The 22,862-nt window shown below is 76.5% G+C and carries 15 protein-coding genes and 1 pseudogene; 4 read left to right on the top strand and 12 right to left on the bottom strand.

The window, feature by feature from the left end; genetic code table 11:
- Positions 1 to 18: 18 nt before the first annotated feature.
- The 4 genes from ABTZ17_RS04885 to ABTZ17_RS04870 all read right to left on the bottom strand — a co-directional run bounded on the left by ABTZ17_RS04885 (position 19) and on the right by ABTZ17_RS04870 (position 4,236).
- The gene (locus ABTZ17_RS04885; RefSeq protein WP_352194066.1) at positions 19 to 594 is read right to left on the bottom strand and encodes a hypothetical protein; all 576 of its coding nucleotides are present in this window, start codon (positions 592 to 594) and stop codon (positions 19 to 21) included.
- An 11-nt stretch (positions 595 to 605) separates the two neighbouring features.
- Positions 606 to 1,700 carry an SCO0930 family lipoprotein gene (locus ABTZ17_RS04880; RefSeq protein ID WP_352194065.1) on the bottom strand — a complete coding sequence of 365 codons (1,095 nt, stop codon included), beginning with the start codon at positions 1,698 to 1,700 and terminating at the stop codon, positions 606 to 608.
- Between the two features lie 191 nt (positions 1,701 to 1,891).
- Complete coding sequence (locus tag ABTZ17_RS04875) at positions 1,892 to 3,388, bottom strand: NADH-ubiquinone oxidoreductase-F iron-sulfur binding region domain-containing protein (RefSeq protein ID WP_352194064.1); 1,497 nt, start codon at positions 3,386 to 3,388, stop codon at positions 1,892 to 1,894.
- Positions 3,385 to 4,236: a ferric reductase-like transmembrane domain-containing protein gene (locus tag ABTZ17_RS04870; RefSeq protein WP_352194063.1), complete on the bottom strand. Its 852-nt coding sequence runs from the start codon at positions 4,234 to 4,236 to the stop codon at positions 3,385 to 3,387. The genes ABTZ17_RS04875 and ABTZ17_RS04870 overlap by 4 nt, the downstream gene beginning before the upstream one ends.
- Positions 4,237 to 5,419: 1,183 nt before the next feature.
- Between ABTZ17_RS04870 and ABTZ17_RS04865 the strand changes: the two genes are divergently transcribed.
- Positions 5,420 to 6,484 (top strand): PucR family transcriptional regulator, encoded by a 1,065-nt coding sequence (locus tag ABTZ17_RS04865; protein WP_352194062.1) that lies wholly within the window; start codon positions 5,420 to 5,422, stop codon positions 6,482 to 6,484.
- Positions 6,485 to 6,566: 82 nt separating this feature from the next.
- Here the strand turns inward: ABTZ17_RS04865 and ABTZ17_RS04860 are convergent, their stop codons facing one another.
- The 3 genes from ABTZ17_RS04860 to ABTZ17_RS04850 form a co-directional block, all read right to left on the bottom strand.
- Positions 6,567 to 8,030 (bottom strand): DUF1996 domain-containing protein, encoded by a 1,464-nt coding sequence (locus ABTZ17_RS04860; RefSeq protein ID WP_352194061.1) that lies wholly within the window; start codon positions 8,028 to 8,030, stop codon positions 6,567 to 6,569.
- A gap of 4 nt (positions 8,031 to 8,034) precedes the next feature.
- The gene (locus ABTZ17_RS04855) at positions 8,035 to 8,721 is read right to left on the bottom strand and encodes a DUF4142 domain-containing protein (RefSeq protein WP_352194060.1); all 687 of its coding nucleotides are present in this window, start codon (positions 8,719 to 8,721) and stop codon (positions 8,035 to 8,037) included.
- A gap of 240 nt (positions 8,722 to 8,961) precedes the next feature.
- Positions 8,962 to 9,336, bottom strand: coding sequence for an RNA-binding S4 domain-containing protein (locus ABTZ17_RS04850; protein ID WP_352194059.1), 375 nt, complete (start codon positions 9,334 to 9,336; stop codon positions 8,962 to 8,964).
- Between the two features lie 276 nt (positions 9,337 to 9,612).
- Here ABTZ17_RS04850 and modA point away from each other — a divergent pair, with 276 nt between their 5' ends.
- Positions 9,613 to 10,437 carry a molybdate ABC transporter substrate-binding protein gene (gene modA / locus ABTZ17_RS04845; protein WP_352194058.1) on the top strand — a complete coding sequence of 275 codons (825 nt, stop codon included), beginning with the start codon at positions 9,613 to 9,615 and terminating at the stop codon, positions 10,435 to 10,437.
- Positions 10,438 to 10,696: 259 nt separating this feature from the next.
- Positions 10,697 to 12,769: an ABC transporter permease gene (locus ABTZ17_RS04840; protein ID WP_352194057.1), complete on the top strand. Its 2,073-nt coding sequence runs from the start codon at positions 10,697 to 10,699 to the stop codon at positions 12,767 to 12,769.
- 24 nt (positions 12,770 to 12,793) lie between these two features.
- Here ABTZ17_RS04840 and ABTZ17_RS04835 read toward each other — a convergent pair whose 3' ends face one another.
- Together ABTZ17_RS04835 and ABTZ17_RS04830 are read right to left on the bottom strand one after the other, a co-directional pair.
- Positions 12,794 to 15,205, bottom strand: a complete 2,412-nt coding sequence (locus ABTZ17_RS04835) for a SpoIIE family protein phosphatase (protein ID WP_352194056.1) — start codon at positions 15,203 to 15,205, stop codon at positions 12,794 to 12,796.
- Between the two features lie 450 nt (positions 15,206 to 15,655).
- Positions 15,656 to 16,993 (bottom strand): annotated as a pseudogene (locus ABTZ17_RS04830) (DUF6777 domain-containing protein); the annotation flags it as partial.
- A 160-nt stretch (positions 16,994 to 17,153) separates the two neighbouring features.
- On the opposite strand from ABTZ17_RS04830, the gene ABTZ17_RS04825 reads away from it, so the two are divergent.
- Positions 17,154 to 18,422 (top strand): streptophobe family protein, encoded by a 1,269-nt coding sequence (locus tag ABTZ17_RS04825; RefSeq protein ID WP_352194054.1) that lies wholly within the window; start codon positions 17,154 to 17,156, stop codon positions 18,420 to 18,422.
- 33 nt (positions 18,423 to 18,455) lie between these two features.
- Here the strand turns inward: ABTZ17_RS04825 and ABTZ17_RS04820 are convergent, their stop codons facing one another.
- From ABTZ17_RS04820 to ABTZ17_RS04810, 3 genes are read right to left on the bottom strand one after another with little or no spacing between them, the layout of a single operon-like run.
- On the bottom strand, positions 18,456 to 19,430 hold the full coding sequence (locus tag ABTZ17_RS04820; RefSeq protein WP_352194053.1) for a serine/threonine-protein kinase: 975 nt from the start codon (positions 19,428 to 19,430) through the stop codon (positions 18,456 to 18,458).
- The gene (locus ABTZ17_RS04815; protein ID WP_352194052.1) at positions 19,427 to 20,326 is read right to left on the bottom strand and encodes an SH3 domain-containing protein; all 900 of its coding nucleotides are present in this window, start codon (positions 20,324 to 20,326) and stop codon (positions 19,427 to 19,429) included. Before ABTZ17_RS04815 ends, ABTZ17_RS04820 begins: the two co-directional genes overlap by 4 nt.
- Positions 20,327 to 20,339: 13 nt before the next feature.
- Positions 20,340 to 22,703: an ABC transporter ATP-binding protein/permease gene (locus ABTZ17_RS04810; RefSeq protein ID WP_352194051.1), complete on the bottom strand. Its 2,364-nt coding sequence runs from the start codon at positions 22,701 to 22,703 to the stop codon at positions 20,340 to 20,342.
- Between the last annotated feature and the right edge of the window lie 159 nt (positions 22,704 to 22,862).

Genomic DNA, 22,862 nt, shown 5'->3' with positions numbered 1-22,862 from the left:
TCGGGAGGGGCCGCCGGTTCAGCGTTCCGGATGGCCCCCGGCGTGGCCGCCCGCGCCGGCCGTACCGTCCGTACCGGCGAGACCGATGGGGTCGATGGGATCGGCGGATTCGGCGGGATCGGCGGGGTGCGGGGTGGTGTGTCGGTCCCCGGTACCGAACGTGCCGCCGAGTCGGTCGCGGAGCCCGGGCAGGGCTCCGGGGTCCTGGGCCACCACCAGCCAGCGGTCCCCGACCAGGTACGTACCGCCGTACGCCCGGGCCTCCGCGAGCCAGGCCCGCTGTCCGCCGGCGGTCGCGAAGCGGAGCAGGCGGAGGGCCCCTCGGGGGGTGCGGCAGGCGCCTTCCCAGAGTTCGGCGGCCGCGGTGACCTGTTCCGGACGGCAGCCGGCGGCCCGTCCGAGGGCCGCCGGGGAGGGCGGTTCCCCGGAACCGGGCGTGGGGGGTCGGGCGGGGCCGCCGCCGAGCAGGGCGGCGGCCGCGCACAGGAGCGGCAGCACGAGCCGGCCACGGGTCCGGGAGGTGGGGCGGGGACGGGGATCGGGGCAGGGGTCCGAGCGGGGGTCGGGCCGGACGGCGCCGGAAGCCGGGCCCACGGGCGGCCGGCTCATCCGGTGCGGGGCGCGCCCGCCTTCTTCCCGTCCGGGGCGACCGCCCACCAGGTGCCGCCCTTGCCCTGGCCGTTGACCTCGCCGGGGCGGGTGTCCCCGACGTAGGTGTAGAGCAGCCAACAGTCCACGGCGAGCTGCCGGGTCCCGTCCGGCCGGGTGAAGGAGTTCACCAGATCCGGGTCCACGCCGCGGACCCCGGCCCGGCCCATCGGGGGGACCGGCTTCCACTGGTCGGCGCAGGCCCCGGTGCAGGCGGTCCGCATGGGCCAGGCACTGTCCTTGTCGAAGCGGTAGAGGGTGTGGCCGCGGCCGTCGACGAGGATCCTGCCGAGCTCGGGGTCCTGCCGGGTGGCGAGCGCGACGGGCGGTGCCGCCGGCGGTGTCGCGGGGGCCGCGGGCGGGGGGCTCGGTTCCGGGGTGCGGCCCGCGCCGTCCCGGGCGGCGGCCCGGCCGTCCGGGCCGATGGCGTGCCAGGTGCCGCCGACGCCCTCGCCCTTGGCCTGTCCGGGGGCGGTGTCGAGGCGGTAGCGGTAGACGGGGCGGCCGCCGAGGGTGAGCTGCCGGGTGCCGTCGGCGCGGGGCACCTCACCGAGCTGTCGGGGGTCGACCACGGCCCCGGCGGTGGCGTCGTCGGCCGGCACCGGCGGCCAGGTGCGGGCGCATTCCCCCGCGCAGGTGGAGGCGGCGGGGTCGGTGGTGTCCTTGTCGAAGAGGTAGAGGGTGAAGCCGCGGCTGTCGGTGACCGAGGGGCCGATCCCGGCGATGTCACGGACGTTCAGACGACCGGCGCTCTTTCCGACCTGATTCCCACCGGTTCCGCTTTCGTTTCCGCCCGCTTCATCGGAGTTTCCGTTGGCGGAGCCTGATTTCTCGTCCCCGTATCCGCCGGAGCCGTACGCGGCATCCCCGGCGGCATCATCCCCACCCGCACCGGACCCGTCCCGGCCGGCCTGTCCGGCGTCACCGTCGACGCTGCCGGCAGCGGGCTGCACCAGGGTCTTCTCTCCGCCTCCGTCGTTACCGCAGCCGGTGGAGAGCAGGAGGGCGGACACGAGTGCCGTGGCCGCGGATAACCGTATGCGCTTCTTCACGAACATCACTCCTCGAAGAGTTCTCCGGACCATCGAGCCGTATTCAGGCGGGCTTTGTCACGGCACTCCGGATAATTTGTCACGGCCCGCCAAGAATTCGATGCGCCGGACTCGGGGACAGGGGTCGGCCGGGACGGGGGCCGGGACGGCGGCGGGGAGGGGAACACCTGAGCCCGCCTCCCGCACGCGCCCTAGTCGCGGATGCGGAGGGCGAGGGCGGGGCAGCGGCGGACGGCCCGCAGGGCCTGGTTGCGCAGGCGTCGGGGCACCGGCATGGCCGCGCCCGCCGGGTAGCCATCGGCGCCGAGCTCGACCACCTCGGGGACGATGTCGGCGCACAGGCCGTGGCCCTGGCAGAGGGTCCAGTCGACGGTGAGGGCTTCCCCGCGGGCGCGGACCGGGGGCTCGGTGAGGGCGCCCGCGAACGGGTCGGGGGCCGGGGCGGCCGGTCCGGGCACCGGCAGGGCTCCGCCGAGGGCCCGGCCGCAGCCCCCGCCGTGGGCGTGGGCGGCGAACTCCTCCGGGAAGGTCTCCAGGGCGGAGAGGAGCAGGCCGGCGGTGCCGTCCGGGTGGCTGCAGGCGCCGCGTCCGGGGACGGCTCCGAGGGCCCGGCGGAGATCGTCGAGGGCCGCCGTGCCGCCGCCCCGGGTGACGGCGGCCAGGGCCGCGGCGATCGCGGGCAGCCCCCGCACGCAGGGCCCGCACTGTCCCGCCGACTCGGCGGCCAGCCAGCGCGCCACCCGCAGGAGTTCCTCGGCCGGGCAGGTGTCGGGGGGCAGCGGCAACAGCGCCCCGGCCCCGAGGGCGCCACCGAGGGCGGTCAGGGAGTCCCGGGACAGTTCGGCGCGGTCGGCGTCCTCCGGGCGGAGCCACCGCCCGTGGTAGCCGCCGGTCAGCACGCCCTGGCCGGGCCCGAGCCCGCACAGGCGGAGCACCTCCCGCAGCGGGGTGCCGGTGGGAGCCTCGACCACCCAGGTCCCGGCGACGGTGAGGAGCAGGGTGCCCGGTTCGGCGGGGAGGCCGGTGTCCCGGTAGGCCAGGGCGCCGAGTCGGGCCGCCACGGCCAGCTGTGCGAAGGTCTCGGCGTTCGACAGCAGGGTAGGGAGGCCACCGAGTCCGCTCTCGCTGGTACGGACCCCGCGCCCGGAGGGGACGGCGGGACCGCCGCCGAGGCCCGCGACGAGGGCGGAGCTCTCGCCGGCGACGAACCGGTCGGGGAGCCGTTCCACGCGGACCCGGCGGCCTTCGGGGCCGCGCTCGGCGAGGGCGGCGCGGACCGAGCGGGCCACGTCGGCGCGGTGCACGCCCACGGCCACCTCGCCGGCTCCGAGGGCGGCCGCCGCGAGGAGGGCCCCGTCGAGGACCAGGTGGGGGGCGTACAGCAGCAGGGCGGTGTCCTTCAGGCAGGCCGGTTCTCCCTCGCTGCCGTTGACGACGACGGCGGTGCGGCCGGTCCGGCGGGCGGCGGTGGCGACGGCCCGCAGCTTGCGGGCGAAGGGGAATCCCGCGCCGCCGCGGCCGCGCAGCCCGGTGTTCTCCGCGAGGTCGAGGAGCTCGTCGGGGCGCGGCCGGGGCGGTGAGCCGTGCACGGTGAGGTGGCCGACGCGGTCCAGGCGTCCGGTGCCGTCGAGTCCGGCGAGCAGGCGGGGCGGGCCGAGCGAGACGAGCGCGGGCAGGGTGGTGATCACCGGCGGCTCCGGCGGGCGGGCCACAGGCGCAGGGCGAGCAGGACGAGGGCTCCGGTCAGGGCGAGGGCGTAGCCGGCGGTGACCCAGCCCGCGGCGGGGCGGCCGGACCGGAGGCCGTGGACCAGGGCCGCGCCCCAGGCCGGGTAGGCGCTCATGTGGAGGGCCCGCCAACAGCGGGAGCGCCGGCGGGTGGCGGGGCCGCCGGAGGCGAAGGCGCTGCGGACGGCGCCGGTGACGGCCACCGCGAGGAACAGCCAGCCCGCGAGGGTGCCCAGGCCGATGAGGAGGGGCCGGGTCGGGTCGCTGAAGGGCACGGCCGCCGCGGCCGGCACGGTCCGCCCTTCGACGATCTTGACGGTGACGTGCAGGAGGAGGAAGCCGAGTCCGGCGACGGCCAGGCCGCGGTGCACGCCCTGGGCGAGGAGGCGGTGTCCGGAGCGCAGCAGGAGCCGGTCGGTGGCGGCCAGCCCCCAGAGCACGGTGGCGGTGAGGGAGACCAGGGCCAGCACGCCCGCGCCGTAGTCGAGGAACCTCCACAGGGCGCCGTACGCCCCCGCCTCCGCGGCGACCACCGCGAAGAGCAGCAGGGCGGCGCCGAGGGCGGGCCCCCGGAAGGTCCGGGGGCGGTCGGGGCGGGGGCGGGGCGGCCGGGGGCCGGGTCGGTGCGGTCCGGGCCGGCGCGGCAGGTGCCGCGGGGGCGCCGTCGCGGCGGGGTTCGACCGGGGCGGGTCGGCGGCCGTACCCCTCCGGTGGGACCCGGCACCGTGCGGCGGCGTCGGGTACGGGTCCTCCCGGGGGCTGAGGGCGAGGAGGGGGAGCTCCTCGGTCGGCGCCTCGGGCGCCCCCACCGGCGCGGGGCCGGAGGCCGCCCCCCGGTACGGGTCCGGGGAGAGGGCGACGGGGTACGGGTACGCGGCGCCGTGCGGGGGCGTGGCGTACGGGTCGGGGCCGGTGCCGCCCGCGGGCCCGGGCGGTGCCGGGTGCGGGTGGGCGGGCGGACCGTCGGGGTACGGGGCGGAGGCGGCGTACGAGCCACCGTGCGGGGGCGTGGCGTACGGGTCCGGGTACGGCTCCGGGTCTTGTCCGGCCGGGGGGCGGAACGGGTGGGGGACGCCGTGGGGCGGGGTGGCGCCCGGGTCCGCCGGACACCCGTACGGGGCGGGCGGGACGGGCGGAGCGGGGTGCGGGCCGCGGGCGGGAGCGGGCGCGTCGGCGGGGTGCGCGCGGGGTGCGGCGGCCGGCGCGGGTCCCGGGTACGGGGACCAAGGGGACGCGGGAGCCGGAGCGGGACCGGGTACGGGTCCGGGTCCGGGACCGGGTCCGGGGAAGGGAGCGCCGGCCGCTGCCGGAGCGGGGTCGGGGTTCCAGGGGTCGCCCGGGACCGGCCGCGCGACGGCCGGGCCGTGCGGGCCGTCGGGGCCCGGCCACGGCGGGGGCCCGGGTGCCGGCGGGGGTGGGGATTGCGGGGCCTCGGCGGGCTCGGGGGCCGGGGGCGGGACCGCGGGGGCGGGACCGGGGTCCCCTTCCGCGGTCGGTCCGGCATGGCGCCCCCTGCGGCGCGTCCCGCGTAATCGGGGCGCCCGCGGAAGGGTGATGGGCATCGGGTTGCCTCCCGGTCCGCGCGAGCGCGGGGCGGTGGGGCCGGGGGCGCTCGCGTCAGGTCGTTCTGGAGGCAGCAGCCTCGCGGACCCCGTCCGAACGCCTCGGCGATTTATCGAAACATGACAACTTCCCGCATCCCCCTGCTCTCACCGCGCCGGGCCCGGCATGATCCCGGGCAAACGTCCCGGAGGCAAAGAGACCGCGATGCTCCGGTGGCCGGTGGCGGCCTCGACGAGGCCGCCGGGGGACCCCGGCCCGGTCTCGACCCGGCAAGAGCTAGGTGACATGTACGAACTGGTGAATCACATCAGGCCAGGGGAGCAGGCGGACACCACGCCCGCGCCCGGCCAGGATCCGCCGTCCCCCGCCTTATGGGCGGACGCGATCATGTCCGAACTTGAACGTGACATTCCCCAATTTGCAGATCTGATGACCGCAACCGACCGCGACCTGGTCAGGGCGGGCATCGAAGGCGTACTGCGCCGCGCCCTGGCCACCAGCCCGCCGGGTCCGCGTCCGGCCGACGGCCCGGCGCCCCGGGTCCCGCGCCCCCGCCGCCCGGCGGTGGCGGGCCGGGCCCGGCAGGAACTGTTCGAGATCCTCGTGGCCGGATCCCCCGGGGCCGGTACGGGTCCCGCCACCGGCCCCGCCCTCGCGCAGCTCGCGCGCCTGGCGGGGTGGCCCCTGCCCACCACGGTCCGGGCCGTGGCCCTGGACTGCCCCGGCGAGCCCCCCTACCTGGCCTCCCTCGGCGACGCCCTGTGGGGCACGGTCGGCGAGGACCTGTGCCTGCTGGTACCCGATCCCGACCGCCTCGCGGGGGCCTGGCCGCACTCCCCCGACGGATCCGACGCTCCCCCCGACGGCCGCCCCGCCGGCCGGCACCCCACCGAACCCGGCGCCCGGGAGACGGCCGAGGACCCGGGCCGGGCCGTCCTGGACACCGCCCTGCGGGGCCGGACGGCGGCCGTGGGACCGGTGGTGGACCTGGCCGAGACCGGCTGCTCGGTGCGTTGGGCCCGCCGGCTGCTGGCCCTGACCCCGGACCGGACGGGCCCCGAGACCCGCGCCGCCTTCGTCGACGACCACCTCGCCGGACTGCTGCTGATGCAGGACGAACCGCTGACCCGGGCCCTGGCCGACTGCCGGCTGCGCCCCCTGGACCCGCTCACCCCCCGTCAGCGCGAGCGCCTGGAGCTGACCCTGCTGGCCTGGCTGGAAGGCGGCGGCGCCCCCGAGGCCGCCCGCGCCCTGAAGGTGCACCCCCAGACCGTGCGCTACCGGCTGCGGCAGATCGAGCGGCTCTTCGGGCCCTCGCTGCGCGATCCCGGCACCCGCTTCGAGCTCGAACTGGCCCTGCGGGGGCGACGCCTGGCCGCCGAGGTGGAGCAGGTCCGGCGACGACCCCGACTGCCCCGCGGCGGGCGGGCCGGCCGCGGCGGGGACCGGCAGCCACCGGAGGCGGCGCGCGAGGCCCGGATCAACGGACTCTGACCGACCCTGAACGTGCCGTCCACGGCTCCCCGTTCGGCACGGGTGCGGCCCCCACAGCGTCGCTGTGGGGGCCGCGTGACGATCAGCCGCAGCGGCGGCCCCGGTTGATGCAGTCCACCGCCCTCGCCATCAGCCCCTCCCCCATCACGTTGATGAAGTCCCCGTGGTCCGTGACCGGCTTGTGGAGCTGTTCGGGGAAACTGTCCACGGCGAAGAGCGGGGCCCGGCCGTCCCGGCCGCCGCGCGGCACCGCGTACACGATCCGCTGCACGAGCTGCGGGACGGCCCGGAAGCCGGTCGGGCAGCGGCCGTCCGGGCGGGCGAAGGCCACGTGCGTGCGGTGGTTGGCGCTGTCGGTGTTCCGGCCGTCCCAGCAGCTCTGGAAGGAGAAGGTCCGCACCACGTCGCTGCCGCGCGGGCAGAGCGGGTAGCGGTCCTTGAGCTGTCGGTCCTCGAAACCGGTGCAGCTCCAGGAGGCGTTGGCGTTGGCGGTGCCGTTGGTGAACGCCTTGGCGTCCCCCGTGATGACGCGCAGGAACCGCGGCATCGCCGTCACCTTCGAGACCGGGCTGCCGGTGAAGGTGAGGGTGACCTCCTTGGGGGTGAGGATCGTGCCCGCGTTCCCCTCGGTGCCGCCGCCGGGAAGGTCGGCGTCCTGCTCGCGGCGTCCGTCCTGGACCCGCAACACGGGCCAGTAGTAGGTGGACCGGTCACCGTTGGAGCAGGTGGTGCCGGAGGCGGCGAGACTGTCGTTCGTGGAGAAGGCGTCCGTGGTGCGGTTGCCGACGTAGTCGTGCATGTGGTGGGCGCCGTTGGAGACTCCGGGGGCCACGATCACGTTGTCGGAGTTGAAGCGGCCCTCCCGGTTGGTCCCGCAGCGGGACCGGAACGTGCCGTCGGAGGAGTTCCGCCCCCGGTCGGGACGGAAGACGTTGGGCCGCACCCGCGTGATGTCCGCGAAGTCCGAACGGCGGGGACCGTTGCCGGGCCGCCCCGACCTCTCCCCGTCCGCCCCCGTCCCGGCACCGGCGGCGACCGCGGCCGCGCCGTCCGCGTCGGAGCCGGCGGCGGCACCTTCGGACCCGGAGGCCGTCGGCTCCCCCGGGCTCAGCCGGCAGCCGCCCCACTCCGCCAACCCCGCGGGGCGGGCTGCTCCCCCGCGTTCCAGGGCCCCGGCGATCCCGTCGAGGGCGACCCCGCGCCCCCGGGCGAGCCCGGTCAGGACGGTCCGGTCGTCCGCGCCCCGGGCCAGCCGCCCGTAGGCCTCGGCGATCTGGGTGTCGAGGCGGGCGAGGGTCCGGTCCACCTCCGGGCGGGCCGCCGCCGGTACCTCCCGTAACCGGTCGCCCACGTCGGGGCAGACCACCGTGCCGGTCCACACGGCGGCGGGCACGGGGGTGGACTCTTCCGGGACGGCGGGCGGAGCACCGGAGGCGTTGGCGGCGAGTACGGCCGCGCCCCCGCAGCCCAGGACGAGGACGGCGGTCAGGGCCAGGGTCCGGCGGGCGGAACGGTCACGGTGGCGGGCACGACGCTGCGGCTCCACACGATCACCTGCTTTCGTCGAGGGCGTCGAAGTCGACCAGTCCGGTGTCCTCCAGGACGGTGATGTGGTCGAGCACGACGGAGTTGGTGGTGGTGGCCAGGGATCTGACCATCGCGTTGCGGCTGTTGGCGCGGATGTGCGCGACGAGGGCGAAGACCTTCCCGTGGGCGGCCCGCAGCAGTTGGGCGAACAGGGCGTCGTAGCGGCTGCCTTCGGCCACGGCGAGCCGGTCGAGCCAACCCTGCTGTTCGGCGCTGGGCCGGTCGGGCAGGGACATCCCGAGGGCCTCGCCGGTCTTCAGGGCCCGACGGTCCAGCTCGGTGTGGCCCGCGACCAGGTGCTCCCCCGCGGTGCGGACGGTCTCCCGGCCGCCCCGCCGACGGGCGTCCCGGCCGGCGGGCAGCTCCCACAGTCCGGCCAGACGGACCCGGCGGACGAAGTCCCGGTCCTGCGGGGTGAGGGGGCCGTACGGCGTGTCGACGGTGCCCCGGCCGTCATCCGTGAAGGGCGGCCCGGCCGCCGCCGCCGAGCGGTTCCCGCCGAAGGCGTGCACGGGGACGAGCAGGGCCGCCAGGGTCGCGGCCAGGGCGAGGACCACCAGCCCGGTGCCCACGGCGCGGCCGGAGGCGAGGGGACGGTCGGGGGCGGCGGCCCCGCGGACGGGGCGGGCACGGCGGATACGAGGGCGCACCGGGGTCTCCTTGCCGGGAGGGCGGGAGGACGGGAGGGACGGACCCGGACGCTAACCCCGCGCGCGGGCCCGGTGGCCCGCTCCGGCGGGCTCTCATCGGCACCCGACAAACCCCGACCCGGCCGTGCCCCCGGCTGCTACTCTGCGCCGCCCCGATCCGCCTCCGGCCCCGTGCCCGCCCCCGCCCTCGTCTCCGGCCCGGGGCCGCCGCGGTGGCGGACCGGGGCCGGAGCAGCGCGGTCAGCGACCGCGCAGGGCGTCCATGTCGCGGCGGTCCCGCTTGGTGGGCCGACCGGTGCCCCGGTCGCGCAGCCCCAGCGCGGCCGCCTCGGTCCTCGTGGGCGGCGGCGGGCTGTTGTCCGTCAGGCACTCCGCGGCCACCGGCGCCCCGACCCTCTTGGTGACGGCCCTGCGGACCACGACGACCCGCTCCCGCCCCTCGTGGAAGAGGCGCACCTCGTCTCCTTCCTTCACGGTCTGCGCGGGCTTGGCCCGCTCCCCGTTGACGCGGACGTGCCCGGCCCGGCAGGCCGCGGCCGCCGACGAACGGGTCTTGGTGAGCCGGACGGACCAGATCCAGCTGTCCACGCGTGCGGTGGTCCCCTCTTCAGCCATGACCGCACTCTAGGCCGTTCCGTCCCCATTCCGTCCCCCGCCGCCTGACCTGGCGGGACCCGGCGGGAGGGTGCGCACCCGCCCCGACGGCCTCCCGACGGCACGGCCGAGGGGCCCGTGCGGGCCCCTCGGAGGCCCTTCGTGGGATGAAACAAGCCATTCCGCATCTGCTGGATGGATCGTCCCAAGTGAATTGCATCTGCGCGGACGGTGCCTCTACCTTGTCGCACATGCGGCCCATTACCGGCCGTCCGCCCCACCGAGGAGTCCTGCTTCATGTCCCCGATCGTGAACCGTCGCCGCGCGTTCGCCGCCGCCCTCACCGCGGCCCTGCTCGTTCCGCTGACCGCCTGCGGGGGCGGGAGCGACAAGGCGACGGACTCGCCGTCCGCCTCGACCGGGAAGTCCGCGGAGGCGTCCACCGCTCCCGAGGCGGCGAACCTGACGGTGCTCGCGGCGTCCTCCCTGACGGACGTCTTCAAGACCGCGGGCGCCGCGTACGAGAAGAGCCACCCCGGCACCAAGGTCACCTTCTCCTTCGCCGGCTCCCAGGAACTGGCCGCGCAGGTCAAGCAGGGCGCCCCGGCCGACGCGCTGGTCACCGCCGACACCAAGACCATGGACGGGCTGACGGCGGAACTGTCCGGCACCCCCGCGGTCATCGCGAAGAACCGCCTGGTCATCGCCACCGCCCCGGGCAACCCGCACAAGGTCGGCGCCCTCAAGGACCTCGCCGACACCAAGCTGAAGGTGGTCCTCGCGGCCCCCGAGGTCCCCGTGGGCCGCTACAGCCAGAAGATCCTGGACGCCCAGAAGGTGACCGTGAAGCCGGTCTCCCAGGAGCCCAACGTCCGCGCCGTCCTCTCCAAGGTCGAGCTCGGCGAGGCCGACGCCGGCCTGGTCTACAAGACGGACGCCGAGAAGGCCGCGGGCAAGGTCGAGGCCGTGGTCATCCCGGACGAGCAGAACGCCATCGCCTCCTACCCGGCCGCCGCGCTGAAGGACTCGAAGAACGCCGCGGCCGCCGCCGCGTTCGTGGCCTGGCTCAGCACCCCCGAGGCCCAGAAGATCCTCCAGGAAGCGGGCTTCCAGCAGCCGTGACCCGTGGCGGCAGTCGAGGCGCCGCCCGCAGGGGGACTGCCCGCACCCGGGGGGAGGGCAGTCCCCTCACGCGTTTCCCGGGGTCCGGGGCGGCCGGAACCCGGCGCGCCGGGCCCCCTCGCACACCCGCCGGACCGCGCTCCGTACCCTCGGCACCCGCGGCCCGTGCCCCGCCCGGTGCCGGCGCGGCGACCGAGCCCGTACCCGCGAACACGGTCGCGACCGCGACCGCGACCGTCCCGACAGAACGCAGGAACCCATGAAACGCCCCGGCGCCCCGACCCGTAGCAGCGGCACGGCACGGTCCCGCACCTTCCGGGCGCCCGCCGCCCTGGCCCTGCCCGCGCTGCTCGCGGTGGCCTTCCTGCTGCTGCCGCTCCTCGGCATCCTCGTCCGCACCGAATGGCGGGACCTCGGCGCGCACCTGACCACCCCCGGAGTGGTCCAGGCCCTCAAGCTGTCCCTGCTCGTGTCCTTCTGGGCGCTGGGGCTGTCCCTGCTCCTCGGCGTGCCGCTGTCCTGGCTGCTGGCCCGGGTGGAGTTCCGCGGGAAGGCCCTCGTGCGGTCCCTGGTCCTGCTGCCGATGGTGCTGCCGCCGACGGTCGGCGGCGTGGCCCTGCTGCTCGGGTTCGGGCGGCGCGGGCTCATCGGCCCCTGGCTGGAGGGCACCTTCGGGATCACCCTGCCCTTCCACACCTCGGGGGCCGTGATCGCCGCGACCTTCGTGGCCATGCCCTTCCTCGTGATCAGCCTGGAGGGGGCGCTCGGCGGGCTGAAGCCCGGCTACGAGGAGACCGCGGCCTCCCTCGGCGCCTCACCGGTCCGGGTCTTCTTCACGGTCACCCTCCCCATGGTGGCGCCCGGGCTCATCGCCGGGGCCGCCCTCACCTGGGCGCGGGCGCTCGGCGAGTTCGGGGCCACCATCACCTTCGCCGGGAACCTCCCCGGCACCACCCAGACCCTGCCTCTCCAGGTGTACCTGCTGCTCCAGGACCAGCCCGAGGCGGCGACCTCCCTCTCGCTGCTGCTGCTCGGCATCGCGATGGCCGTGCTCATCGGCCTGCGCGGCCGCTGGACGGGCACGCCCACGGGCCGCCGCGAGGCCCCGAGCCCCGCTCCGGAGCCCGTCGCCGCGGAGCCGGTCGCCCCGGAGCCGGTCGGCAAGGACGCCGGCGGTGCCGGCCGGCGGGGCGGGGCCGGCACGGCGACCCGCCCGGGACCCGCCGCGCCGCCCGCCCCTGCCTGGCCGCTGCACGCCGAGGTCACCGGCTTCAACGAGCTCACCCTGGACGCCGCGCCGGGCACCACGATCGCCGTCGTCGGGGAGAACGGCGCCGGCAAGACGACCCTGCTGCGCGCCCTGCTCGGCCTCACCCCCCGCGCCCACGCCCGGCTCCGACTCGGCGACACCGAGGTGACGGGGCTGCCCCCGCACCGGCGGCACGTGGCCTGGGTCCCCCAGGACGGCGCCCTGTTCCCGCACCTCACCGCCCTCGCCAACACCGCGTACGGGCCCCGCGCCCAGGGCGTGTCCCGGGGCGAGGCCCGCCGGGACGCCCAGAACTGGCTGGATCGGCTCGGCGTCGGCCACCTCGCGCACCGCAGGCCCGCCCAGCTGTCCGGCGGGCAGGCGCAGCGGGTCGCCCTCGCGCGGGCCCTCGCCGCCCGACCCCGACTGCTGCTCCTCGACGAGCCCCTGGCCGCGCTGGACCAGACGACCCGGGCCCGGGTCCGGCACACCCTGCGGGCCCACCTGTCGGGGTTCGACGGGGTCTGCCTGATCGTCACCCACGATCCGGTGGAAGCGGTGTCGCTGGCCGACCGGGTGCTCGTCCTCGACGGCGGACGGGCCCTCCAGGACGCCCCGCCGGCCGAGGTCACCCGGGGCCCTCGCTCCCCGTGGGTGGCCCGGATGCTGGGCCGCAACGCCTGGCCGGGCACCGTCCTCGCCGAGCCGGCGTCCGGTTCGGATCCCGCGCCGGGTACGGAGCCGGCGGGGGGCGCGACGACGGTGTTGCGCACCGCGGGCGGGGGCCGGCTGGTCCTCGCCGATCCGGCGCCGGCCGGCGCCGAGGCCCTGGCGATCATCGCCCCGGAGGCGGTGGCCGTGCACCGTGAGCGGCCCGGGGGCAGCCCCCGCAACGTCTGGTCGGGGACCGTGCGCGAGGTGACCGCGGTCGGCAGCCGGCTGCGGGTCCTGGTCACCTCGTCGGAGTGCCCGGATCTCGTCGCCGAGGTCACCCCGCAGGCCGCGGCGGAACTGGGACTCGCCGAAGGGGTCCCCGTGTGGACCAGCGTGAAGGCCACCGAGGTCACGCTCGTCGAGCTCTGAGGGGGCCACCGGCGCGGGGCCCGGTCAGGCGGACCGCCCGGGTACGGGTGCGGAGTCGGAACCCGAGCCCGATCCGGAACCCGCGCCCGATCCGGAATCGGCACCGGAACCGGAACCGGAGCCCGGGGCCGTACCGGAACCGGAGTCGGTGTCCGCTCCGGACTCGGGCTCGGGCCTCGGCGTGGGGCCCGTTCGCTCCCCGTTCCCGGCACCCACCGCGTTCCCGGCTCCCGCCCCGTTCCCGGCTCCCGCGCCGGCCGTGGTGCCGGTCCCGGAGTCCGGGCCGGGCACCGTGAACTCGCACCACACCGCCTTGCCCCCGCCCCGGGGCTCCACTCCCCAGGCGTCCGCGAGGCCGTCGATCAGCTGGAGTCCCCGGCCCGACACCGCCCACTCCCCCGCCTCGCGGCGCCGCGGCAGGTCCCCCGAGGAGTCCTCGACCTCGGCCCGGATCCGGCCCGCGGGGGTGAAGCGCAGACTGAGCACCGCCCCGCCCCCGGTGTGCACGAGCGCGTTGGACATGAGCTCGTCGGCGGCCAGCACGATCTCGTCCGCCCGGTCCCGGGCGCCCCAGGCGGCGGCCGCGGCCCGCACCAGCTGCCGTGCCTCCGCCGGCCCCTCCGGGTCCCCGGCCGTCAGGCTCTGGCGGAGCGGTCCGCCGCCGCGAGGCTCCGGGGTGCCCCGGCGGCGCAGCAACAGCAGGGCCATGTCGTCACCGCCGCCCGCGTCGCCGACGAGGTCCAGCAGCCGGTCCGCCAGCTCCTCCAGGCCGGCCGGGCCGGTGCGGACCGCGTCCATCAGCTCGCGCATGCCCAGGTCGAGGTCGGCCCCCGGTCGTTCGATCAGCCCGTCCGTGCAGAGGACCAGGGTGTCCCCGGGGTGCAGTTCCAGGGCCGTGACGGGGTAGCCGGTGCCGTACGTCCCGTCGGGTCCGGTCCGGCCCGTACCCATGCCCTCCGGGTCCGCCGCGCCCGCGCCCGGGTCCCCGGCGGGCGGACCCGCCTCCGGCTTGAGCGGGAGGCCCAGCGGGAGGCCCCCGGCCACCACGATCCGGTGACAGCTGCCGTCCCCGCGCCGCACCACCGGGTCGAGGTGGCCCGCGCGGACCAGCTGGACCAGGCCGGTGACCAGGTCCACCTCGGCGTAGGTGCAGGTGGCGTACCGGTCGGTGTCCAGCTCCCGCAGGAAGGCGGAGGCCCGGGCCATGGCCGCGCCGGGACTGTGGCCCTCGGTCGCGTAGGCCCGCAGCACGATCCTGAGCTGCCCCATCAGGGCCGCCGCGTCCGTGTCGTGCCCTTCCACGTCCCCGATCACCGCCCCGATCCGGCCGGGTGCCAGCGGGATGACGTCGTACCAGTCCCCGCCGATGTCCCGTCCCATCCGCGCCGCCCGGTAGCGCACGGCGAGTTCGGCCCCGGGCACGGCCGGAATGCTGCGCGGCAGCATGGCCCGCTGGAGCCCTTCGGCGAGGTCGTGCTCCTGCTCGAAGAGCATGGCCCGCTGGAGGCTCTGGGCGATGCCGCTGCCCAGGGCCACGAGGAGGTTGCGCTCCTCGTCGGTGAAGCCCTCCTCCCGGTCGTAGAGCAGGCCGAGCGCGCCGATGGCCCGACCCTGGGCGATCAGCGGCAGGTAGGCGCCGCTGCGCACGTCGAGGGGGGCCACGTACGGCCACAGCAGGGGGTAGCGGGTCTGGAACTCCTCGCGGGTGCTCAGGAACACGGGGCGCAGGGTCCGTACGGCCTCGCTCATCGGGAACTGCGCGTCGATCCGCGTGTACTCGATCTCGGGGACGTACGATCCGAGGCGCCCTTCGGCGACGAGGTGGACGCGGCCGCCGTCGACGACGCCGAGCATGACGCTGACGGCGCCGAGGTGACCGAGGGATTCGGGGTCCTTGAGCACGTCGGTGACGTCGTGGACGGTGCGGGCGTGCGCCAGGATCGCGGTGGTGCGGTCCACCACCCCGGTCATGCGGCGCCGGACCTCCTCGGCCTCGCCGGGCTCGGGCCGGCCGCCGGGCACGTGCGGGTCGGGGGAGGCGTCGCGGACGATCCCGATGACCCGGTACGGGCGGCCGCGCTGGTCGCGGAGGATGTGGCCCTGGGTGTGGGTCCAGCGGGAGGAGCCGTCCGGCCGCCGGATCCGGAAGTAGGCCCCGTACTCGCTGTGTCCGGCCTTGAGGGCCTCGGAGACGCGGGCGTCGAGGCGGGCGGCCTCGCCGGGCGGGATCCGCTGCCGCAGGGAGGCCTGGGTGCCGCCGAACTCGGCGGGGGTCAACTCGAAGACGTCGAGGGCGGTCGGGTCCAGGTACATCTGACCGCTGTCGAGGTTCCAGTCGAAGGTGCCCATGCGGTTGAGCGCGAGGCTGAGGTCGGTCCGGGCGGGCCAGGCGTCGGGGGACGGCCGGTCGGCCCGGGGTGTTCCCCTGTCGGCCATGCTGCCACTCTCTCACCGATCCGCCCCGGCCGCCCGGACCGGCCGGTCCGGGCGTCGGGGCGGGCGGGGTCGGTCCGGTCAGGAGCCGTCGTCGGGCGGGGCTGCCGGGCTGGAGCCGACGACCGGGGGCGGTGCCGAGCTGACGGCGGGCGGGGCCGCCGGCGATTCCGGCGGCAGCACGGTCTGCGGGGCGGGGGGCGGCTGCTCGGCGGAGCTCACCGGGGCGGCCGGTTCGGAGCGCGCGGCGGACCGGACCGGCGCCGCCGGCGACTCCACCGCGGGCGCCGAGGACAGCGCGGGCGGTTCGGCCGGGGAACTGGCGGGCACCCGGACCGGCGGGCAGGGGTTCTGCGGAGTGACGCCGGGGGCCGGGGTCGGCGTGACGATCACCGTGCCGGAGAGCACCGGGCAGGGGGTGGGGGCCACCGGCTGCACCAGGTTCGCCGACGGGGAACCGTCGCCCGCCGGCGAGGCGGAATCGGCGGGCGAGGCGGAGTCCGAGGGCGAGGTGGAGTCCGACGGGGACGTCGCATCGGACGGCGACGTGGAGTCGGACGGTGACGTCGAGTCCGAAGGGGCCGTGGAATCGGAGGGCGAGGTCGAGTCCGAGGGCGAGGTGGAGTCCGACGGGGAGGTCGAGTCCGAGGGCGAGACCGAGTGCGACGGGGACACCGAGTGCGAGGGGGACACCCACGGCGAGGGGTCGGGCGGGGGCGGCACCGGCCGGTCGCCCTTGTGGTGGCCGCGGTCGCGCTCGTACCAGCGCCGGTTGTCGATGTCGTAGATCACGAAGGTGTTGATGACCGTCACGGAGGGGGCGATCACCACGACCTCCGCGGGGCGGTACGAGGGCCAGGGCTGTCCGGTGCGGACCGGGTCCTGGAGGGCGACGGGCGGGCCGAGGGGGTTGCCGCAGGCGCACCGCACGCGCGGGACCCCGCGGTCGTCGACGAGGACGGCGGTACCGGCCTGGAGGACGGCCTGGTAGCTGGTGGGGCGACCGTCGCGGTAGCCGTGGTTGGTGACCCGGGTGTCCGAGCGGAGCTGGACCGCGGTCAGGGAGCGCAGGTAGCCGGGGACGGCGGCGGGTTGGATGCCGAGGGCCGAGGCGAAGGCGCTGTTCTTGGCGGGTTCGGCGGAGAGCACGGCGATCTGCTGGTCGACGTTGCAGCTCGCGACGTTGCGGGTGCCGCCGTACAGGCCGGCGGAGGCCCCGCTGACGCTGCGGGTGACGGTGGTGCCGCGGCCGGTGGGGGGCCCGGTGGGCACGGTCGGGGTTCCGGTCCGCTCCGGTGTGGTCTCCGGGGACGGGGGCGTGACCGCGGTGGAGCGGGTGAACGGGTCGGGCCCGGTGGCCGCGGCGGGCTGGAGGAAGACCTCGCCGCCGCTCTCGGTGCTCTTGGAGCCGTCGGAGCCGGGCCGGGTGAGGACCACGGCGAGGACGACGGCGGCGATCACGGCGACCGCGGCGGTCGCGACCCGGGGCGCGGAGCGCCACCAGGGGCGGTGGCCGCCGCCGGAGCCGTCGCCCGTCGGACCGTCGGCCCCCGAGCCACCGCCGGAGGAGCCGCCCGCACCCCCACCGGAGCCGGAGCCGCCGGTCGGGCCACCGGCCCCCGAGCCGCCGCCGGCGGCCGGTCCGGAGCCCGGGCCGGCGGGGACGGCGACGGTGGGGGGTGCCGTGGTCGGGTTGCTCTCCGGCCCCGGGGATCCGGGGCCGGAAAGGGGGCCCGAGGGGGGCCCTGTGGGGCGGCCGGAAGGCGGCGGGCCGGTCGGTTCAGTGCTCACGGGCGACTTCTTCCTGGCGGAGGTCTCCGGCCGCCCAGGGGGCGCGCCGGACTTCGTCACTCCCGGCGACCATTGTGTGCGCCATCCGGGTGGGGGCCGCAACCCGGGCCGCTCCGGCTCCCGGCGCGCGCACCGCTCCTCGGCTGCTTACGGTGGCAGGGTGAGCCCCTCACCCGCGGCGGCGCCGGAACGGCACCCGGCGGCCCTGACCGGCTGGCGCGACGCGCTGGTCACGGTCCTGGCCGGGTTCCTCGCGATGACCGTGGTCGCGGCCGCCGGACTGGCGGCCGCCGGCGCCGACGACCTGCCCGACGGGGCCTTCCCCCGAGTCGTCGCTGCGGTGGTGGTGATGGCCGCCGGCGGTTCCGTGGACGTCACGGGCAGTGCCGGGTTCCTGGCGGGGGCCGACGCCGGGATCTCCGTGCTCCCGCTGTCCGTGACCCTGGTCGGAGCGCTCGTGGCGGGCCTGTGCCTGCTCCGCCCGCTGCGCCACCACGCCGTATTGACGGGCCGTCAATTGGTGTACCGGGTGGCCTGGCTGACGGTGCTGTGGCTGGTGGCCCTGACCGGCTTCACCCTGTACGCGCGGCAGACCTTCGGCATCTCCACGGGCGACGGGGCCATCGGTACCCTCGGCGAGATCTTCGACGCCGCACCGACCGTGGGGTTCCGCGGGGACCTGCCGGTCACCCTGCTCTTCGGTCTGTTGTGGATCCTCGGACTGGTGGCGCTGGTCCTGTCGGTGTCCCGCAGCGCCCCGCTGCCGGCCCGGCTGCTGCGCTTCCACGCGGCGGTGCGGCCCGCGGCCTCGGCCGTCGTGCTGCTGCTCCTGGCCTACGTGGCCCTGGGCGTGGTCGCCGGACTGGTGGTGGCCGTGACCCGGGGGCACACCGCGGAGACCTTCGCGGTGCTCCTGCTCGGCCTGCCGAACCTGGTCTGGATGGCGTTCACGGTGGGGTTCGGCGGGGCCTGGGAGGGGCGGGTCGACGGCCCGTTCGGGCTGCCGATGCCGAAGGTGCTGGACGAGGTCCTGCGGACGCCCGACGTGTCCACCCTCGATCTCGGCACGCTCGGCGACCGGGACGGCAGGGCCTGGCTGCTGGCCGTGGTCGCGGCGGTGCTGCTCGTCGCCGCGGGGATCGCGAACGCCCGGCGCTCCCCCGTCGGGACGCGGCCCTGGCAGCTGGCCCTGCGCCTGGGCGTCGCCCTGGCCCTGGCCACCCTGGTGGTGTGCCTGCTCGCGGGGGTGCAGGCCCGGTTCGGCCTCTCGCTGATCGGCATCGGCGAGGTGGACGGCCTGGGCGGGCGGGTGGAGTTGAATCCGCTGCTGTGGCGCAACGTGGGCCTGGCCTTCCTGTGGGGCGCCCTCTCCGGCCTCCTCGGCGGCACCCTGAGCACCCCGCGGCGCGGCCGCCAGGACCTCCCCTGAGGCAGCCGGTTCCGCCGGTTCCGTGGCGTCGGTTCAGGGGTGCGCCCGGAACACCGGCAGGGCCCAGGGCGGCGGCGGGGGCGCGGGCCCCGTGACCGCCTGCGCGGTCCGGACCGGCACGGGGGACGGCGCACGGGCGGCGGTGCGCAGGGCCGCGGTGAAGAGCAGGCAACTGTCGTAGCGGTCCTCCGGGTCCTTGGCGAGGGCCCGGGCCAGTACCTCGTCCAGCGCGGGCGGCAGTCCGGGGCGCAGGCCGCCGATCGGCGCGGGGGGCTCGTGGGTGTGGGCGAAGAGGAGGGCCATGTCGTTGTCGCGGCGGAACGGGGGCCCGCCGGCGAGGGTTTCGTAGACCACGCAGCCCAGGCTGTAGAGGTCGCAGCGGCCGTCCACGGGGCGGCCGTCGATCTGCTCGGGGGCCATGTAGTCGAGGGTGCCGACGATGTCGCCGACGGTGGTCACCCCGCTCAGGGAGAGGGACTTCTTGGTGAGGCCGAAGTCGGCGAGGTAGACGTGCTCGGGGTGTTCCTCGTCGGTGCCGGCGGCGACGAGGATGTTGCCGGGCTTGACGTCGCGGTGGACGAGGCGGTGCCCGTGGGCGGCGTCCAGGGCGGAGGCCACCTGGGTCGCGACGCGGACGGCGGTGTCGAGGGGCAGCGGGCCGGTGCGGTCCAGGAGGGCGCGGAGGTCCTGGCCGGGGACGTACCGCATGGCGATGTAGAGCAGGCCCTCGGTCTCGTCGGCCTCGAAGACCGGGACGATGTGCGGGTGGTCGATGGCGGCGGCGGCCCGGGACTCGCTGGCGAAGCGGGCGCGGAAGGAGTCGTTGCGGGCCAGTTCGGGGGCGAGCACCTTGAGGGCCACGGTGCGGCCGAGGCGCACGTCGTGGGCCCGGTAGACGACGGCCATGCCGCCGCGTCCGATCTCGGCCTCGACCAGGTAGCCGGCGACCCGGCGGCCGGTCAGGTCGTACGGCAGCCGGGTGTCGTGTTCCCGGGGGCGGGCGGTCACGGGGCGCCCGCCCCTCCGTCGGAGGGCCGGACCACCTGGGTCGGCGCATGCCCGGTCGGGGTGCGGAGGGTGGCCCCTTCGGCGGGTGTCGGGGGCTCGTCCTCGTCCTCCGGCTCGCCCCGCGCTCCGTCACGGCTTCCGGTGCCGGAAGGCTCCTCGCCCGTGGTGCCCTGGTTCGCCGCGGGTGCGGGTGCGCCGGCGGGGGCCGCGAGCACGTCGGTGAGGTCCTCCGCGCCGGTCCGCGCCCCCTCCGGTGCCTCCGACCCTTCCGGTAGGTCCGGCGGCTCCGGTGCCCCTGCCGGCCGCGGGGGCTCCTGCGGCGGCTCCGGTCGGACGTCCGGGGCGGGTTCGGTGCCCGGGCCGGACACGGCCGCGAAGGTGGTGAGGCGGCTGCCGTCGCCGTACATCCAGCGGGCCGCGGTCTCCTCGAACAGCCAGGCGGACTCCCCGTCCAGCACGAGTCCGGTGCGCAGGCCGCGGGTGGCGCGGCGGAAGGTCTCGCGGTCGGTGCGGCCGGCGGCGAGGTCCTCGGCGGCCCGGCGGTAGCGCTCCAGTTGTTCGGCGGCGCGGGCCAGCAGGGGGCGGGGGTCCTCGGCGCGGCTGAGGGGGCGTCCGGCGGTGGGCGGGGGGACGGGCACGGCGACGAGCAGGCGGCCGTCCACCCAGGCCGACCAGCCGTTGGAGCAGAGGATCTCGGCCCATTCCCCGCGCCGCGCGAGCAGTCGGACGGGGAGGAAGGGGTCCAGGGGCACGGTGGGGCGGGTGATGTCGGGGCCTTCCCAGGCGGGCAGTCCGTCCTGGGGGACCACGTGGGAGGGCCGGAAGGCGGGGCCCGGTCCGGGGCCGGGATCCTGGCCGGGCGCGGGGGTTCCGGGGGTGTCGAGGAAGTCGGTCATGGCGCCGGCCCCGCTACTTCCGCATGACGGCGGGCTCGTGGCGGCGCAGCAGCCGGGCGACGAGGATCCCGAAGAGGAGGGACAGGGCGAGGAGCATGCCGAGGTCGAGGAGCCAGACGTCGCGGGCGTGGGCGAACAGGGGGTCGGTGGTGAGCTCGCCGGGGACGATCCGGCCGAGCCCGATGGTGCCCGCCATGGCGCCGAGGGCCCACCGGGAGGGCACCAGCCAGGCGAACTGTTCGATGACGAGGACGCCGTGGAGCCGGAGGAGGGCGCCGCAGAACACCACTTGCACGATGGCGAGGAGGACCAGCAGCGGCATGGTGACCTCCTCCTTGCGGACCAGGGCGGAGACCAGCAGGCCGAGCATCATGGCGGTGAAGGAGAGCAGGGCCACGGCGAAGGTGATCTCGGCCAGTGGGGGCAACAGGACCCCGCGGCCGTCCGGGGCGTTGAGGTCGACCCCGGCGAGGGCGACCAGGGTGAGCACGACGGCCTGCACCACCGTGATCGTGCCCAGCACCACCACCTTGGACATCAGATAGGCGGAGCGGGACAGGCCGACGGCCCGTTCCCGCCGGTAGATGACGCGTTCCTTGACGAGTTCGCGGACCGCGTTGGCGGCCCCGGTGAGCACCCCGCCGACGCAGAGGATCAGGAGGGCGTTCATCGCGGTCTCCTGGGTGAGCCGGCTGCCGGCGAGGGCGCGGGCCATGGCTCCCATCACGAAGGGCAGCGCGATCATGATGGCGAGGAAGGTGCGGTCCGCGGCGAGGGCCGCGGCGTAGCGGCGGACGAGGGTGCCGAGTTGGGAGCCCCAGCTCTGGGCCTTGGGGGGCGGTGCCACGGGGGCGGGCGGCCGGTCGGGGGTGCCCGCCCGGGGGGTGCCGGGCCCGGTGACGTAGCGCTGGTGCAGGGGCGAGGTCCGGTACTGCCCGGCCCAGTCCCGGTCGCGTTCGGTCTCGAAGGCTTCGAAGGCTTCGGGCCACTGGGTGAAGCCGAAGAAGTCGAGGGTCTCGTCGGGCGGGCCGTAGTAGGCGATGCGGCCGCCGGGGGCGAGGACGAGCAGGCGGTCGCAGACGTCGAGGGAGAGCACGCTGTGGGTGACGACGATGACGGTGCGGCCGTCGTCGGCGAGGGCCCGCAGCATGTGCATCACGGAGCGGTCCATGCCCGGGTCGAGTCCGGAGGTGGGCTCGTCGAGGAAGAGCAGGGAGGGCTTGGTGAGGAGTTCGAGGGCGACGGAGACCCGTTTGCGCTGGCCTCCGGAGAGGCTGTGGATGGGCTGGTCGGCGCGTTGTTCCAGGCCGAGTTCGCGGATCACCTCGTCCACCCGGGCCTCGCGTTCGTGGCGGGCGGTGTCCTGGGGGAAGCGCAGTTCGGCGGCGTAGCCGAGGGCGCGGCGGACGGTGAGCTGGGCGTGCAGGATGTCGTCCTGCGGGACGAGTCCGATGCGGCTGCGGAGTTCGGCGTAGTCGCGGTAGAGGTCGCGGCCGTCGTAGAGGACGGTGCCGTGGTCGGCGGGGCGCAGACCGGTGAGTGCGCCGAGGAGGGTGGACTTGCCCGCGCCGCTGGGGCCGACGACGCCGAGCAGGCATTTGGCGCCGACGGGGAAGGAGACGTGGTCGAGGAGGACCTTGCGGCCGTGGTCCACGGCGACGGCGAGGTCCTGGACGTCGAGGGAGACGTCGCCGGTGTCCACGTACTCCTGGAGGTGGCCGCCGGCGAGGGAGAAGGCGCTGTGTCCGATGCCGACGATGTCGCCCTCGGCGAGGGGGGCGCGGGTGACGCGGGCTCCGTTGAGGTAGGTGCCGTTGTGGCTGCCCAGGTCGACGATCTCGTAGCCGCCGCCGTCGGCGGGGACGAGTTCGGCGTGTCGGCGGGAGACCACCAGGTCGTCGATGACGAGGTCGTTGTCGGGGGCCCGGCCGATCCGGCAGACGGTGCGGGCGTCCAGCGGTCGCACGCTGGCGGGGCTGCGGAAGGTGCCGGTCAGTCCGGGGTGGAGGACGGCCGAGGGGCGGGCGGCGCGGGCGGCCGGGGGCGGCGGGGCGGGGGTGCCGTCGCGGAGCAGGGCGCGGGGGCCGTCGGCGGGGCTGCCGAAGTGGAGGACGCTGCCGGGGCCGACGTCCCAGGCGTGGATGCGCTGCCCGTCGGCGTAGGTGCCGTTGGTGCTGTCCTCGTCCTCCAGGGTCCAGTGGTCGCCCTCGGGGCGCAGGACCGCGTGGTGCCAGGAGACCCGCGCGTCGTCGAGGACGATCTCGCTGAGGGGGTCCCGGCCGACGTGGTAGGTCCGGCCCGGGCGGATGAGCGTGGTGCCCGAGTCGGTGTCCAGGAAGAGCTCGGGCGCGGTGGGCGCGCCCTGCTGCCGAACCATGAGCAGATTTTCCCACGATCCTACCGCTCCGGCATCGTCGCAGGTCAGAAGGATGTTAACCGTAATGACAACGGTCACCGGTGCAGCCTTTGCCAAGGCGCTCGGGCTGCGCTTCACTGCGTGCGTCAGCGGATGGCTTTCGAACGGATTGCGGGGGCG

The sequence above is a fragment of the Streptomyces sp. NPDC097619 genome, from assembly GCF_040302735.1.
Classification (GTDB): domain Bacteria; phylum Actinomycetota; class Actinomycetes; order Streptomycetales; family Streptomycetaceae; genus Streptomyces.
This window is presented reverse-complemented; position numbering and strand designations above follow the sequence as displayed.